Source organism: Rhodoferax sp. (assembly GCF_025354435.1).
GTDB lineage: Bacteria > Pseudomonadota > Gammaproteobacteria > Burkholderiales > Burkholderiaceae_C > Rhodoferax_B.
Map to the genome: position 1 here is coordinate 39,187 of NZ_JANXMU010000038.1, position 13,001 is coordinate 52,187.

The window sequence follows — 13,001 nt, forward strand, 5'->3', positions numbered from 1 at the left end:
GTGCTGAGGCGCATGGATTTGAATGGTAGGGCGTGAGTGACTTGAACACTCGACCAAAGGATTATGAGTCCTCTGCTCTAACCAACTGAGCTAACGCCCCACACAACCCGACATTATACTGTGCGAAAAACGGCTTACTTCTGGTGGCTCAACGCGTTGCTAACCAGCTTGGAGGTGATGTCCACGATCTGGATCATGCGGTCGTAGGCCATGCGGGTGGGGCCGATCACGCCCAGGGTGCCGACGACCTGGCCGTCCACCTCGTAAGGGGCGCTAACAATGGACAGTTCTTCAAACGGCACCACCTGGCTTTCACCACCGATGTAGATACGCACGCCCTCGGCCTGGCTGGAGATGTCCAGCAGCCGCATGATCTGGGTTTTTTGCTCGAAGAGGTCAAACGCCCGGCGCAAATGGCCCATATCGCCCGAAAAGTCGCTCACGGCCAGCAGGTTGCGTTCGCCCGAGATCACCACGTCGCCCTGTTCGCGGGTCAGTGCTTCGGAGCTGGCGTTGACCGCTGCCTGCATCAGGCTGGCGATCTCGCCGCGCAGGGTTTCCACCTCGTTCTTAAGGCGTTCGCGCACTTGCTCGATGGACAGGCCGGCGTAGTGGCCGTTGAGGTAGTTGGCGGCTTCGACCAGTTGGGAAGACGTGTAATCCACCTCGGTGAAGATCACGCGGTTTTGCACATCGCCTTCGGGCGAAACGATGATGACCAGGAAGCGTTTGTCCGACAGGCGCAAAAACTCAATGTGGCGAAACACCGAGGTGCGCCGCGGTGCCATCACCACGCCCACAAACTGCGACAGGCTAGACAGCAGGTTAGCCGCGTTGACGATGACCTTCTGCGGCTGCTCCGCCACCAGCTTGGGGGGAGCCAGCGGGCCGGATTGCACGGTGAGCATGGTGTCCACAAACAGGCGGTAGCCGCGCGCCGTGGGAATGCGGCCCGACGAGGTGTGCGGGCTGACGATCAGACCCAGTTCCTCCAGGTCGGACATCACGTTGCGGATGGTGGCGGGCGACAGGTCCAGGCCCGAGGCTTTAGAGAGCGTGCGGGAGCCTATGGGCTGTCCATCGGCGATATAGCGCTCGACCAGCGCTTTCATTAACAACTTGGCACGGTCATCGAGCATGGCTTCATTTTAATGATGTAATTTGTGAATGAAATCACAATTCCGCCACGTTGCGCTATTCGGCAAATACGCCGCGCCGGGCACCCACGTTGCGAACGCCTCTTCGTGCCATGTGCTGGCGGAGATTGCGCAATTTTTAACCGGTCAGGGCTGCGAGGTGGTGGTCGAAACCGACACGGTGGCCAACACCGGACTGACCGGCTACCCAGTACTGGACGTGGAGGCCATTGGCCGCCAGTGCGATTTAGGGCTGGTAGTGGGGGGCGACGGCACCATGCTGGGCATTGGCCGCCAGCTGGCCCGCTTTGGGGTGCCGCTGATCGGTATCAACCAGGGGCGGCTAGGCTTTATCACCGACATCCCGATCAACGCCTACCAGGCCACCCTCACGCCCATACTGAACGGCACCTTCGAGGAAGACCACCGCAGCCTGATGCACGCCCGGGTGATGCGCAACGGGGCCTGCGTGTTCGACACCCTGGCGATGAACGACGTGGTGGTGAACCGCGGTGCCACCTCGGGCATGGTGGAGTTGCGGGTCGAGGTGGACGGCCACCTGGTGTCCAACCAGCGGGCCGACGGCCTGATCATCGCCACGCCCACCGGCTCCACCGCCTATTCGCTGTCGGCTGGGGGGCCGCTGATGCACCCGTCCATCCCCGGCTGGGTGATGGTGCCCATCGCCCCGCATACATTGACAAACAGGCCGATTGTGCTGGCTGATGCGGCGGAAGTAGCTATTGAACTTATAGCAGGACGCGATGCCAGCGCCAATTTCGACATGCAGTCTCTGGCCACGCTTCAGCACGGCGACCGCATCATCGTACGCCGCTCCGAGCACCGCGTACGCTTCTTGCACCCCCAGGGCTGGAGCTACTTTGACACCCTGCGCAAAAAACTCCACTGGAATGAAGGCACCTAAAGTTATGGCACTGAACACATGGCGTTGAAACGTATCACCCTGCGCGACTTTGTGATCGTGCGCGAGCTCGATCTGGAGCTGGACACCGGTTTCAGCGTGCTCACCGGCGAAACCGGCGCGGGCAAATCCATCCTGATCGACGCGCTGCAACTGGCCCTGGGCAGCCGCGCCGATGCGGGCACAGTGCGCGAAGGCGCGGCCCGGGCCGACATCAGCGCCGAATTCGACAGCCTGCCCGCCATCAGCAGCTGGCTGGACGCGGCCGGGTTTGACCAGGCCGACAGCCTGCTGCTGCGCCGCACCGTGGACGCGCAGGGCAAAAGCCGGTCGTGGATCAACGGCAGCCCGGCCACCGCCACCCAGTTGCGCGAGATCGGCGACCAGCTGCTCGACATCCACGGCCAGCACGCCTGGCAAAGCCTGACCCGCCCCGACACCGTGCGCAGCCTGCTCGATGCCTACGCGGGCACCAGCACCCGCGCACTAGAGGCGCTGTGGACCCAATGGCGCAGCACCCAGAAAGCCCTGGCCGATGCCCAGGCCGCGCGCGACTCGCGGCAGCAAGAGCAGGAGCGCCTGGCCTGGCAGATTGGCGAAGTGGGCAAACTCAACCCCGGTGCCGACGAGTGGGCCGAGCTGAACGCCGAGCACACCCGCCTCTCCCATACCCAAGCCCTGCTGGATGCGGTGCAAACCGCCATCGACGCGCTGGAAGGAGAAGACTCTGGTGCATTAGCCGGTTTGTCCCGCGCCCACACTGCGCTACACAATCAAGAGCACATAGCGCCCGAGTACGCTGCGCTGGCCGAGGTTTTGGCATCTAGCCTGGCACAGGCCGAAGATGCCGCCCATTCGCTGCACACCACCCTGCGCAAAACCGAGCTGGACCCGGCCCGGCTGGGTGCACTGGACGACCGTCTGTCGCAATGGGTGTCGCTGGCCCGGCGCTACAAGCGTACGCCCGCCGAGCTGCCCGTGCTGCTGGCCAGTTGGAAAACCGAACTGGCCCGGCTGGACGCTGCCGCCGACAGCCAAGCTTTGGAGACCGCCGAGCGCAAAGCCCAGACCGCCTACCGCGCCGAGACCACGGCGCTGACCAAAGCCCGCAACCAGGCCGCCCCCAAGCTGGCCAAGGCCATCACCCTGGCGATGCAGGGACTGGGCATGCAGGGCGGCCAGTTCCAGGTGGCGCTGCAAAAAATCGAGCCCAGCGCCAGCGGGCTGGAAGAAGTGCAATTTTTGGTGGCCGGGCACGCGGGCAGTACCCCGCGCGCGGTGGGCAAGGTGGCCTCTGGCGGCGAGCTGTCGCGCATCGCGCTGGCGATTGCGGTCACCACCAGCGAGCTGGGCACGGCGCAAACCCTGATTTTTGACGAGGTGGATTCCGGCGTGGGCGGTGCCGTGGCCGAAACCGTGGGCCGCCTGATGAAGCAGCTGGGCCGCGACCGCCAGGTACTGGCCGTCACCCACCTGCCCCAAGTAGCGGCCTGCGCCGACCATCACTTGGTGGTGGCCAAGCAGCGCGACGGCAAAAGCACGGTCAGCAGCGTGGCCTTGGTACTGGGTGAACAGCGCGTGGCCGAAGTTGCGCGCATGCTCGGGGGTGAAAAACTATCCGGCACCACGCTGGCCCACGCCAAAGAGATGCTAGGGATTGCGCTATGAAGCTTGAAATTGTGTTGATCACCGGCATGTCGGGCTCGGGCAAGTCCGTCGCCCTGCACGCACTGGAAGACGCGGGCTACTACTGCGTGGACAACCTGCCGCCCGAGCTGCTGCTGAGCTTTGTAAAACTGGAGCAAACCCAGGGTGCGCAGAAGGTGGCCATCGCCATGGACGTGCGCAGCGCCACCGCCCTCCCCTTGGTGCCACAGCACCTGGAGACATTGCGCAAACAGGGGGTACACATCAAATCGCTGTTTCTGGACTCGGCTACCGACACCCTGGTGCGCCGCTACTCCGAAACGCGGCGCAAGCACCCGCTGTCGCGCTCCGAGCGCACCGACCAGCAACACGCCCTGGTCGAAGCCATCGAGCTGGAACGCGAGCTGCTGGCCGACCTGCGCGAAGAAGCCCATATGATAGACACCAGCTTCATCCGCGCCTCGCAGTTGCAGGGCTACATCAAGTCGCTGATCGCCGCGCCCGAGGCGCAGCTGACGCTGGTATTCGAGTCCTTCGCCTTCAAGCGCGGCATTCCAGTGGATGCCGACTTTGTGTTCGACGTGCGCATGCTGCCCAACCCGCACTACGAGGTGGACTTGCGCCCCCTGACCGGGCGCGATGACGCGGTGGCGGCGTTTTTGCGCCAAAGCCCTGACGTGGCGCAGATGTTCAACCACATTGAAAAGTTTTTGACCCACTGGCTGGAGCCCCTGGCCCGCGACCACCGCAGCTACGTCACGGTGGGCATTGGCTGCACCGGCGGGCAGCACCGCTCGGTGTATCTGGTGGAGCAACTGGCAGCGGCTTTCAGCAAGCGCTGGGTCACACTGAAGCGGCACCGCGAACTGGATGCGCGGGGCGACCTTCCGCCCCTGTCAGGTGGCGCTACCGTTTTTTAAGCCTTTTAGGCCTCTAGCGTAGGTAGCATCTACGCCAGTAGCTACAAATTAAATAGCAGACAAGAGTTTACGGATGGGTGCGGGCAAACCCATGTCAACCCAGCGCTGGGCCTCGACCCAGTCGCCGTTCGGGCCGGGGCGGGCATCCTGCGGCCACTGGGTCTGTACCGGGTGCAGATACAAATCCTTGTGCGTCAGCACGTGCAGAAACACGGGCAAGTCATCCAACACCGCAGCCCCCACCGATGCAGCCAGGGCCTCGCGGCTGTCGAACACCGGCAGGCAGTACAACCCCGCCCACACGCCCGCATCCGGCCGCCGCTGCAGCCACACACGCCCGGCGGCATCCTGCGCCCACAGCAACCACCAGGACTCGGTGCTGCGCTTGAGCTTGCGGGTTTTGACGGGGTATTTTTCGGGCGCGCCCTCGCGCTGGGCCTTGCACACCGGCTGCACCGGGCACAGCAGGCAGGTGGGCTGGCGCGGCGCACACACCGTGGCCCCCAGGTCCATCAGGCCCTGGGTGTAGCGCGGCATGGTGTCCAGCCCGGCCTGGGCGGGCAGCAAGGCAGTGGCCTGGTCCCACAGCGCGCGCTCGTTGGCAGCTACGGCCAGATCGGCCCCAAAACCCAGCACCCGGGTCAGCACGCGCTTGACGTTGGCATCCAAAATGGCAGCCCGTTCGCCGTAGCAGAACGAGGCAATGGCGGCGGCAGTGGAGCGGCCGATACCCGGTAGGGTTTGCAGCAGCTCTGCCGTGGGCGGAAAACGCCCGCCGTGCACCTCCATGACCTGCTGGGCACAGCGGTACAGGTTGCGGGCGCGGCTGTAATAGCCCAGGCCGCTCCACAGGCCCAGCACGTCATCCAGGCTGGCGGCGGCCAGGCTTTTGACATCGGGAAAGCGGGCCAGAAAGCGCGGAAAATATTTCAGCACCGAGCTGACCTGGGTCTGCTGCAGCATGATTTCCGACAGCCAGACGCGGTAGGGGTCGTGGGTGTTTTGCCAGGGCAGGCTGTTGCGGCCATGGGTCTTTTGCCACTGGATCACCTGGGATGCGAAGGCGGTGGCCACCGCTTGCGGAGCGGTAAACACCGCTTCTAAAACTGCCGTCATGCCGAAGTCATTCCAAAGTAGGCCGGGGTCCGGCGGTGGTCAAAAAATACGAGGTCAGCAGCTGTAAACGGGTTTCAAACTGGCCCAGCACGGCCTCTTGGCCTTCGATCTCGGCCACCTGCGCGTCCAGCCCCCCGGCCGCAGTTTGCATGCGGTCAATGCCCTCGATGCGCCGGGTGAAGCTTTTACGCCGCTCTTTGAGCTGGTCTTCCAACTGGGCAGCGGCAGATTTGCTCCACAGCTCCACGTCGTCAAAGGCCGACTGGTTGACCCCGCGCAGCCGCGAGCGCAGCGCCCGCACCAGGCGTTCGGCAAACTCGGGCTGGGCCAATTTGAGGGCGTTGCGCAGGCTCAGGTACTGCACATGGCTGGCCTCGATTTCGGCCAGCTCGGCCTGGTAGCGCTGCACATCCGGCGTGCCCGCCAGCAGCAGCGAGAAGCCGAACTCGGCATTGAGCTGGTCAAAGGTGGCGGCCAGCATGCTGTGAATTTCCGCACTCACGGCCTGGGCCTTGGCCAGGTTGTCGCGCAGCCGGGCGAAAGTGTCGGCGTACACGCCTTTGACACCGCGCTTCCAGCCGGGTTGGCGCAAAGCCTCGGCCAGCAGGGTCATTTCGGCTTTCAGGGTGCGGCTGCCGAGCAGCGTGTAGACCTCGCCCAGCAGTTTGAGCTGGATGGCGCGCACCGCATGGATCTTGGCATTGCCCATGTCGAACTCGTGCTTTTCCTGCTCGATGCGCTGGCGCATGTTCTTCACCACGGTCAAGTTCTTGCCGCCCAGGCCCTGTAGCTCCATTTTTTGCTCGGCCAGGTCGCGGCGGCGCACGTGCAGCACGCGGCTGGTCTCGGTGCGCAAGTCGGTGATGCCACGGGCCACGGCAGAGCGCAAAATTTCTTGCCGCTGGCCCAGAATGCCCTGGCCCAGCGCTGCCTCCAGCTCTGGCAGGCCGCTGGCTTGCAGCAGCGCTGCGTCGCCGGTGATCTTGGCCACCAGGCCTTTTTGTGCCGATACCGCCAGCACCTGCTGCGCAGGCACCCCCAGCAGCGCCGCCGAGGCGACCCGCTGGCGGTCAACTTGCGCCTGCACCTGCGCGGGCGTGCTCAGCGCGTCCCACAGGGTGTCGACTTTGTTGAGCACTACCAGGCGCGCGTCCATACCGTCGGCAGCGGGGCTGAGGTGGTCGCGCCAAACGGCCAAGTCGGACTTGGTGACCCCGGTGTCGGCACCTAATATGAAGAGCACCGCGTGCGCCTGGGGGATCAGGTTGACGGTCAGCTCGGGTTCGGCGCCAATGGCGTTCAGCCCCGGCGTGTCAAGAATCACCAGGCCCTGCAGCAGCAGCGGGTGCGCCATGTTGACCAGCGCATGCCGCCAGCGGGGCACCTCGACCCGGCCTTCGGCATCCAGCGGCGGGTTGTCGTCGGGCTCCTGGTCGTGCCAGAAACCCAGCGCACGGGCTTCGTCCTGGGTGACGCGGCGGACTTCGGTGACCTTCTCCATGGTCTGGGCCAACTGGGCCGCGTCGTTCACGTCCAGGCCGATATGGGTCCATTGCTCCGGGGCTTGCCGCCATTCGGCCAGCGACTGGGGGTGCAGGCGTGACTCGATGGGCAGCAGCCGCAGGCTGGGCGGCACCCCCGCGTCATAGCCCAGCTCGGTCGGGCACATGGTGGTGCGGCCGGCGCTGGCGGGCATGATGCGGCGGCCGTAGCCAGCAAAGAATACGGCGTTGATCAGCTCCGACTTGCCGCGCGAGAACTCAGCCACAAAGGCGACCATCACCTTGTCGCTGCGCATCTGGTCTTCCAGCCGACGCAGCCGGGCCTCGACCCCGGCATCCATCAGCGCGTGCTCTTTCATCCACGCAGACAGCAGCTTTAGACGCAGCGCCAGCTCACGCCGCCACGCGCCATGCTGGCCTAGTTGGTCATTGAAGGAGGTCGCCACAGAGGGATAGTGAGGTAATAAGAATACAAAAAATCAATATAGCACTCAGCGCTTTTGGCAGACGGGGCAGAAGTAGGTTGAGCGCTGGCCCTGGCGTATTTGCTGGATGGGCGTGCCGCAGACCCGGCACGGCAGGCCCTGGCGGTCGTAGACCATGGCTTCGAGCTGGAAGTAGCCGCTCTCGCCGTGGGCGTTGGAAAAGTCCCGCAGGGTGCTGCCGCCCTTCAATACCGCCCGGGCCAGCACGCTACGCACGGCCGCATGCAGCTTGGCGGCGCGCGGCTTGCTGATGCTGTTGGCACGCACCGTAGGGCGGATACCGGCGATGAACAACGCCTCAGACGCATAAATATTGCCCACCCCCACCACCACCTCGCCCGCCAATAGCACCTGCTTGATGGCGGTTTTGCGTGCTTGTAGCCCCGCGTAAAAAGCCGGTAAAGAAAACCCGTCGTCCAGCGGCTCCATGCCCAGATGGCCCAGCAGCTTGGCGGCCTCGGGCGCGTCCTGGCTGTCGGCATACACCACCGCCCCAAACCGGCGCGGGTCGTGCAGGCGCAAGATGCCCAGATGGGTGACCACATCGCAATGGTCGTGCGCGCCCGGCTCTGGCTGCTGGGGCGCGAAATGCAGGCTGCCCGACATGCCCAGGTGCAGCAGCAGCAAGCCGGCATCCAGGTCCAACAGCAAATACTTGCCCCGGCGACGCACCTGCAGCACGGTGCGGCCCGCCAGCAGGGCGGGGTCGTAGCCCAGCGGCCAGCGCAGCGGCTTGCCCATGCGCACGCTGCTGATGCGCGCGCCCTGGATCCGGTCGGCAAAACTCAGGCGGGTGACTTCAACCTCGGGTAACTCGGGCATGGCACGTGGCTAGTTAGGGAGAAAAATAGAGCCTTGCCAGGGAGCTTTACCCCCCGAACACGGCATGTGAATAGGCTTGGATTATTATGAGCCGATGAAGCGATATATCAGACTGGCTACCCACGGATTGGCAACTTTGGCTTTGGCCATGGGCGGCCTGCACGCATTTGCGCAGACGGCACCCGAGACCGCGGCCCCCAGCGCGTTAGAAGCCGCGCCCGAGCAGTCCGCCATGAATGGCGAGCTGTTCTACATCGTGCTGCTGGGTGAATTAAACGCTGCCGGTGGTGAGCCCGGCATTGCCTACCAGCTGTACCTGGAAGGTGCCCGCAAGGCCAACGACCCCGGCCTGTACCGGCGTGCCGTAGAGATCGCCTTGCAATCACGCTCCGGCGAGGCCGCGCTGCAAGCCGCCCGCGCCTGGAGCAAGGCCGAGCCCACATCGCGTGATGCCAACCGCTACGTGCTGCAAATTTTGCTGGCGCTGAACCGCGTGGCCGACACCGCCGAGCCGCTCAAGACCGAGCTGGGGATGGCCCCGGAGACCGACCGCTCAGCAGCCATCAACGCGATTCCGCCCGCCTATGGGCAAATTTCCGACAAGAAACTGGCCGCCATGGTGGTCGAGCAGGTGCTGGGCAGCTACCTGGCGGATCCATTGAATGGCCCGGCAGCCTGGACCACGGTGGGCCGTATGCGACTGGCCGCGGGTGACACGTCTGGTGCGCTGGAAGCGGCCCGCAGCGGCCAAGCCCTGTCTATCGCCGCGCCCGGCCCGGTGCAGTTGGCCCTGGAAATGATGGGCCCCAAAGTCCCGCTGGCCGAACCCCTGGTACTGCATTACCTGGGCGGTCAGCCACTGCCCGAGCTGCGCATGGGCTATGTCCGGGTGCTGCTAGAAATCCAGCGCTACGGCGAAGCCATGCAGCAACTCAGCCTGCTGACCAGCCAAACCCCTGATTTCCCCGATGCCTGGCTGGTGCAAGGCAGTCTGCAAGTGCAGGAAAACCAGCTCAACGCGGCCGAGAGCTCGCTCAAACGTTTCATCACTCTGGCCGAGCCGCTGCCTCCTGGCGAAGGGCGCACACGGGGCTTGTCGGCAGCGTACATGGCCTTGTCGCAAGTGGCCGAAAACCGCAAAGACTTCCCTGCGGCAGCGGTTTGGTTGCAAAAAATCGATAACGCCGAGGAACTGCTGAACGTGCAAACCCGCCGGGCCTCGCTGCTGGCCAAACAAGGCAAACTGGCAGAAGGCCGCGCCCTGCTGCAAGCCCTGCCTGAACGCAACCCGGCAGAAGTCCGCATGAAGTTGACCGCCGAAGTGCAGTTGCTGCGCGACAACAAGCAATACCAAACCGCCTATGACCTGATGGCCAAAGCTGTGGCCGAACACCCCGAAGATGCCGACCTGCTGTATGACCAGGCCATGTTGGCTGAAAAGCTCGACAAAATGGACGACATGGAGCGCCTGCTGCGCAAGCTGATCGCCATCAAACCCGACTACCACCACGCCTACAACGCCCTGGGCTATTCGCTGGCCGAGCGCAATGTGCGCCTGCCCGAAGCCCGCGACCTGATCCGCAAAGCCCTGGAATTTGTGCCCAACGACCCCTTCATCGCCGACAGCCTGGGTTGGGTCGAGTTCCGCATGGGCAACAACGACGAAGCCCTGCGCGTGCTCGACGGGGCCTTCAAGGCCAAGCCCGATGCCGAAATCGCCGCCCATCTGGGCGAGGTGCTGTGGACCCTGGGCCAGCGCGACCGCGCCACCAGCATCTGGAAAGAAGGCCTGCAGATCAATAGCGACAACGAAACCCTGCTGGCCACGCTGAAACGCCTGCAAGTCAAGCTGTGACCGCCCTGGCCCGCGGGTGGGCGCTGATGGTGTGCGCATTGTTGCTGGCCGGGTGCGCGTACCTGAACAGTGGTCGCCAGAACGCCGACCCGTCCGCCTTCTGGAGCGGTCGGCTGGCCTTGCAGGTCGATGGATCGGCATTGCAGTCTTTCGCAGCCAGCTTTGAGCTCAAGGGCTCGGCAGAAACGGGCGAGCTCATTCTCTTCAACCCGCTGGGTGGCACGCTTGCACGCTTGGTGTGGCAACCCGGATCCGCGACGCTGCACGCCAATGGCGACGTCCAGCCCTTCGATTCACTGGAAGCCCTGGTGGCACAAGCCACTGGAGCCCCGCTGCCGTTGGCGGCGCTGTTCGACTGGTTGCACGGTAGCAACACCCAGGTGCCGGGCTGGCAAGCCGATTTAGCACGCCTGGAGGATGGCCGGATTACAGCAGTACGCAGCCAGCCAGAACCCACGGCCACCCTGCGCCTCGTCCTCGATAAATAGACATGCAAGCCTTGTACAACGTGGCCGCCCCGGCCAAGCTGAATCTTTTTTTGCACATCACCGGTCGCCGCGCCGACGGCTACCACCTGCTGCAATCGGTTTTCATGCTGATTGACTGGTGTGACACCTTGCACTTTGAATTGCGCTCCGACGGCCAGCTCAGTCGCGAAGACCTCAGCACCCCGCTGCCGCCCGACGACCTGGTGCTGCGCGCCGCCCGTGCGCTGCAAACTGCCACCGGCACCGCTCTGGGTGCGCACATCGGCGTACTCAAAAGCATTCCGGCACAGGCCGGCATGGGCGGTGGCTCGTCCGATGCGGCATCCACCCTGCTGGCGCTGAACCGCCTATGGAAATTAAATCTGTCGCTGGAGCAACTGCTAACCATTGGCCTGCAGCTGGGGGCCGATGTGCCGTTTTTCCTGCGTGGCAGCAACGCCTGGGTCGAAGGCATTGGCGAAAAAATCACCCCGATTTCGCTGCCTCCGGCCCGCTTTGTGGTGATCAAACCGCCCGAGGGGCTGGACACCAAGTTGATTTTTTCATCGCCAGATTTAAAACGCGATTCAGGTAGTGCTATACTCGCAGGCTTTGCTGTACAGCCTTATTACTTCGGTACTAATGACTTGCAGCCAGTTGCAAAAAACCTCTGCCCTGCTGTAAACCAAGTCCTTGAGTGGCTTGGAGGCAAAGGTTTAAATGCTAGAATGACTGGCTCAGGTAGCGCGGTGTTTGCGCAAATGCTGAGCGATGTAGATTTGTCAGATGTACCCAGTCAACATGGGGCGTGGCAGGTTCGCAAATGCAACAATATGGACGTTCATCCTCTCAAAGGTTGGGCCTCCAGCGATGGTTAATCGGTTTGCAGCTTCATGCTGTGGACCCGTGTAGGGGAGTCGCCAAGTTGGTTAAGGCACTGGATTTTGATTCCAGCATGCGAAGGTTCGAGTCCTTCTTCCCCTGCCAAATATTCTGAATACGCTGATATTCAGAATATTCACACACAGTTATTTCATCGCCAGTTACTACATCGCCGAGATGCTCATGCAGCCCCACCACACTGATTTCATGATTTTCACGGGCAATGCCAATCCGGGCATGGCCGCTGACATTGCCAAACACCTTGGCATTTCATTGGGCTCCGCCCGCGTGGGCCGCTTCTCCGATGGCGAAGTCACCGTCGAAATCAACCAGAACGTGCGCGCCCGCGACGTGTTTGTGGTGCAAAGCACTTGCGCACCCACCAACGAAAACCTGATGGAACTGCTGATCATGGTGGATGCGCTCAAGCGCGCTTCCGCTGAACGCATCAGCGCCGTGATCCCCTACTTTGGCTATGCCCGCCAAGACCGCCGTCCCCGCTCTGCCCGTGTGCCTATCACCGCCAAGGTGGTGGCCAACATGCTGCAAGCCGTGGGCGTGGACCGCGTGCTGACCATGGACCTGCATGCCGACCAGATCCAGGGGTTCTTTGATATCCCGGTGGACAATATTTACGCTTCGCCCGTGCTGCTCGGTGATTTGCGCCAAAAGAACTACGAAGACCTTATCGTGGTGTCGCCCGATGTGGGTGGCGTGGTGCGTGCCCGTGCGCTGGCCAAGCAACTCGGTTGCGACATGGCCATCATCGACAAGCGCCGCCCCAAGGCCAATGTCAGCGAAGTAATGCACGTGATCGGTGAAATCGATGGCCGCAACTGCGTGGTCATGGACGACATGATCGACACCGCAGGCACGCTGGTCAAAGCTGCCGAAGTTTTGAAAGAGCGCGGTGCGAAAAAAGTGTATGCGTATTGCACCCACCCCATCTTCTCCGGCCCGGCCATCGAACGCATTGCGAACGGTTCGGCCCTGGACGAAGTCGTAGTGACCAACACCATTCCGCTCAGCGCTGCGGCGCTGGCATGCCCCAAAATTCGCCAACTCACCGTGGCCCCTCTGATCGCCGAAACGATACAGCGGATTGCCAACGGTGAGTCGGTCATGAGTTTGTTCTCGGACCAAGAAAACCTTTTCTAGGGCAGAGAACAAAAAAGCAGGCCCGTGCGCATACTGCGCGCGGGCCTTTTTAAATCGGAGTGACACTGGTCGCGGTGCACTCTTACAGG

11 protein-coding genes and 2 tRNA genes are annotated in these 13,001 nt (G+C 63.1%); 8 read left to right on the forward strand and 5 right to left on the reverse strand.

Annotated features, from left to right (window positions below):
- Positions 1–23 precede the first annotated feature (23 nt).
- A tRNA-Ile gene (locus Q0T48_RS09890) sits at positions 24–100 on the reverse strand.
- A 34-nt stretch (positions 101–134) separates the two neighbouring features.
- On the reverse strand, positions 135–1,139 hold the full coding sequence (gene hrcA / locus Q0T48_RS09895) for a heat-inducible transcriptional repressor HrcA (RefSeq protein ID WP_295955764.1): 1,005 nt from the start codon (positions 1,137–1,139) through the stop codon (positions 135–137).
- 28 nt (positions 1,140–1,167) lie between these two features.
- Between hrcA and Q0T48_RS09900 the strand changes: the two genes are divergently transcribed.
- From Q0T48_RS09900 to rapZ, 3 genes are read left to right on the forward strand one after another with little or no spacing between them, the layout of a single operon-like run.
- Positions 1,168–2,061 carry an NAD kinase gene (locus Q0T48_RS09900; protein ID WP_295955768.1) on the forward strand — a complete coding sequence of 298 codons (894 nt, stop codon included), beginning with the start codon at positions 1,168–1,170 and terminating at the stop codon, positions 2,059–2,061.
- An 18-nt stretch (positions 2,062–2,079) separates the two neighbouring features.
- Positions 2,080–3,726, forward strand: a complete 1,647-nt coding sequence (gene recN / locus Q0T48_RS09905; RefSeq protein WP_295955771.1) for a DNA repair protein RecN — start codon at positions 2,080–2,082, stop codon at positions 3,724–3,726.
- Complete coding sequence (gene rapZ / locus Q0T48_RS09910; protein WP_295955774.1) at positions 3,723–4,625, forward strand: RNase adapter RapZ; 903 nt, start codon at positions 3,723–3,725, stop codon at positions 4,623–4,625. Before recN ends, rapZ begins: the two co-directional genes overlap by 4 nt.
- 48 nt (positions 4,626–4,673) lie before the next feature.
- On the opposite strand, the gene mutY is transcribed toward rapZ, so the two are convergent.
- From mutY to mutM, 3 genes are read right to left on the reverse strand one after another with little or no spacing between them, the layout of a single operon-like run.
- Positions 4,674–5,741 carry an A/G-specific adenine glycosylase gene (gene mutY / locus Q0T48_RS09915; protein ID WP_295955776.1) on the reverse strand — a complete coding sequence of 356 codons (1,068 nt, stop codon included), beginning with the start codon at positions 5,739–5,741 and terminating at the stop codon, positions 4,674–4,676.
- A 7-nt stretch (positions 5,742–5,748) separates the two neighbouring features.
- Positions 5,749–7,689, reverse strand: a complete 1,941-nt coding sequence (locus Q0T48_RS09920; protein WP_295955779.1) for a dynamin family protein — start codon at positions 7,687–7,689, stop codon at positions 5,749–5,751.
- Positions 7,690–7,734: 45 nt separating this feature from the next.
- Positions 7,735–8,550, reverse strand: a complete 816-nt coding sequence (mutM, locus tag Q0T48_RS09925; RefSeq protein ID WP_295955781.1) for a bifunctional DNA-formamidopyrimidine glycosylase/DNA-(apurinic or apyrimidinic site) lyase — start codon at positions 8,548–8,550, stop codon at positions 7,735–7,737.
- Between the two features lie 127 nt (positions 8,551–8,677).
- Between mutM and Q0T48_RS09930 the strand changes: the two genes are divergently transcribed.
- The 5 genes from Q0T48_RS09930 (at position 8,678) to Q0T48_RS09950 (ending at position 12,912) form a co-directional block, all read left to right on the forward strand.
- Positions 8,678–10,405: a tetratricopeptide repeat protein gene (locus Q0T48_RS09930; RefSeq protein WP_366887947.1), complete on the forward strand. Its 1,728-nt coding sequence runs from the start codon at positions 8,678–8,680 to the stop codon at positions 10,403–10,405.
- Positions 10,402–10,893, forward strand: a complete 492-nt coding sequence (locus Q0T48_RS09935) for an outer membrane lipoprotein LolB (RefSeq protein ID WP_295955784.1) — start codon at positions 10,402–10,404, stop codon at positions 10,891–10,893. The genes Q0T48_RS09930 and Q0T48_RS09935 overlap by 4 nt, the downstream gene beginning before the upstream one ends.
- A gap of 2 nt (positions 10,894–10,895) precedes the next feature.
- Positions 10,896–11,750 carry a 4-(cytidine 5'-diphospho)-2-C-methyl-D-erythritol kinase gene (gene ispE / locus Q0T48_RS09940; protein WP_295955786.1) on the forward strand — a complete coding sequence of 285 codons (855 nt, stop codon included), beginning with the start codon at positions 10,896–10,898 and terminating at the stop codon, positions 11,748–11,750.
- A gap of 32 nt (positions 11,751–11,782) precedes the next feature.
- Positions 11,783–11,859, forward strand: a tRNA-Gln gene (locus tag Q0T48_RS09945).
- A 78-nt stretch (positions 11,860–11,937) separates the two neighbouring features.
- Positions 11,938–12,912: a ribose-phosphate pyrophosphokinase gene (locus tag Q0T48_RS09950; RefSeq protein WP_295955882.1), complete on the forward strand. Its 975-nt coding sequence runs from the start codon at positions 11,938–11,940 to the stop codon at positions 12,910–12,912.
- The last annotated feature ends 89 nt before the right edge of the window (positions 12,913–13,001 follow it).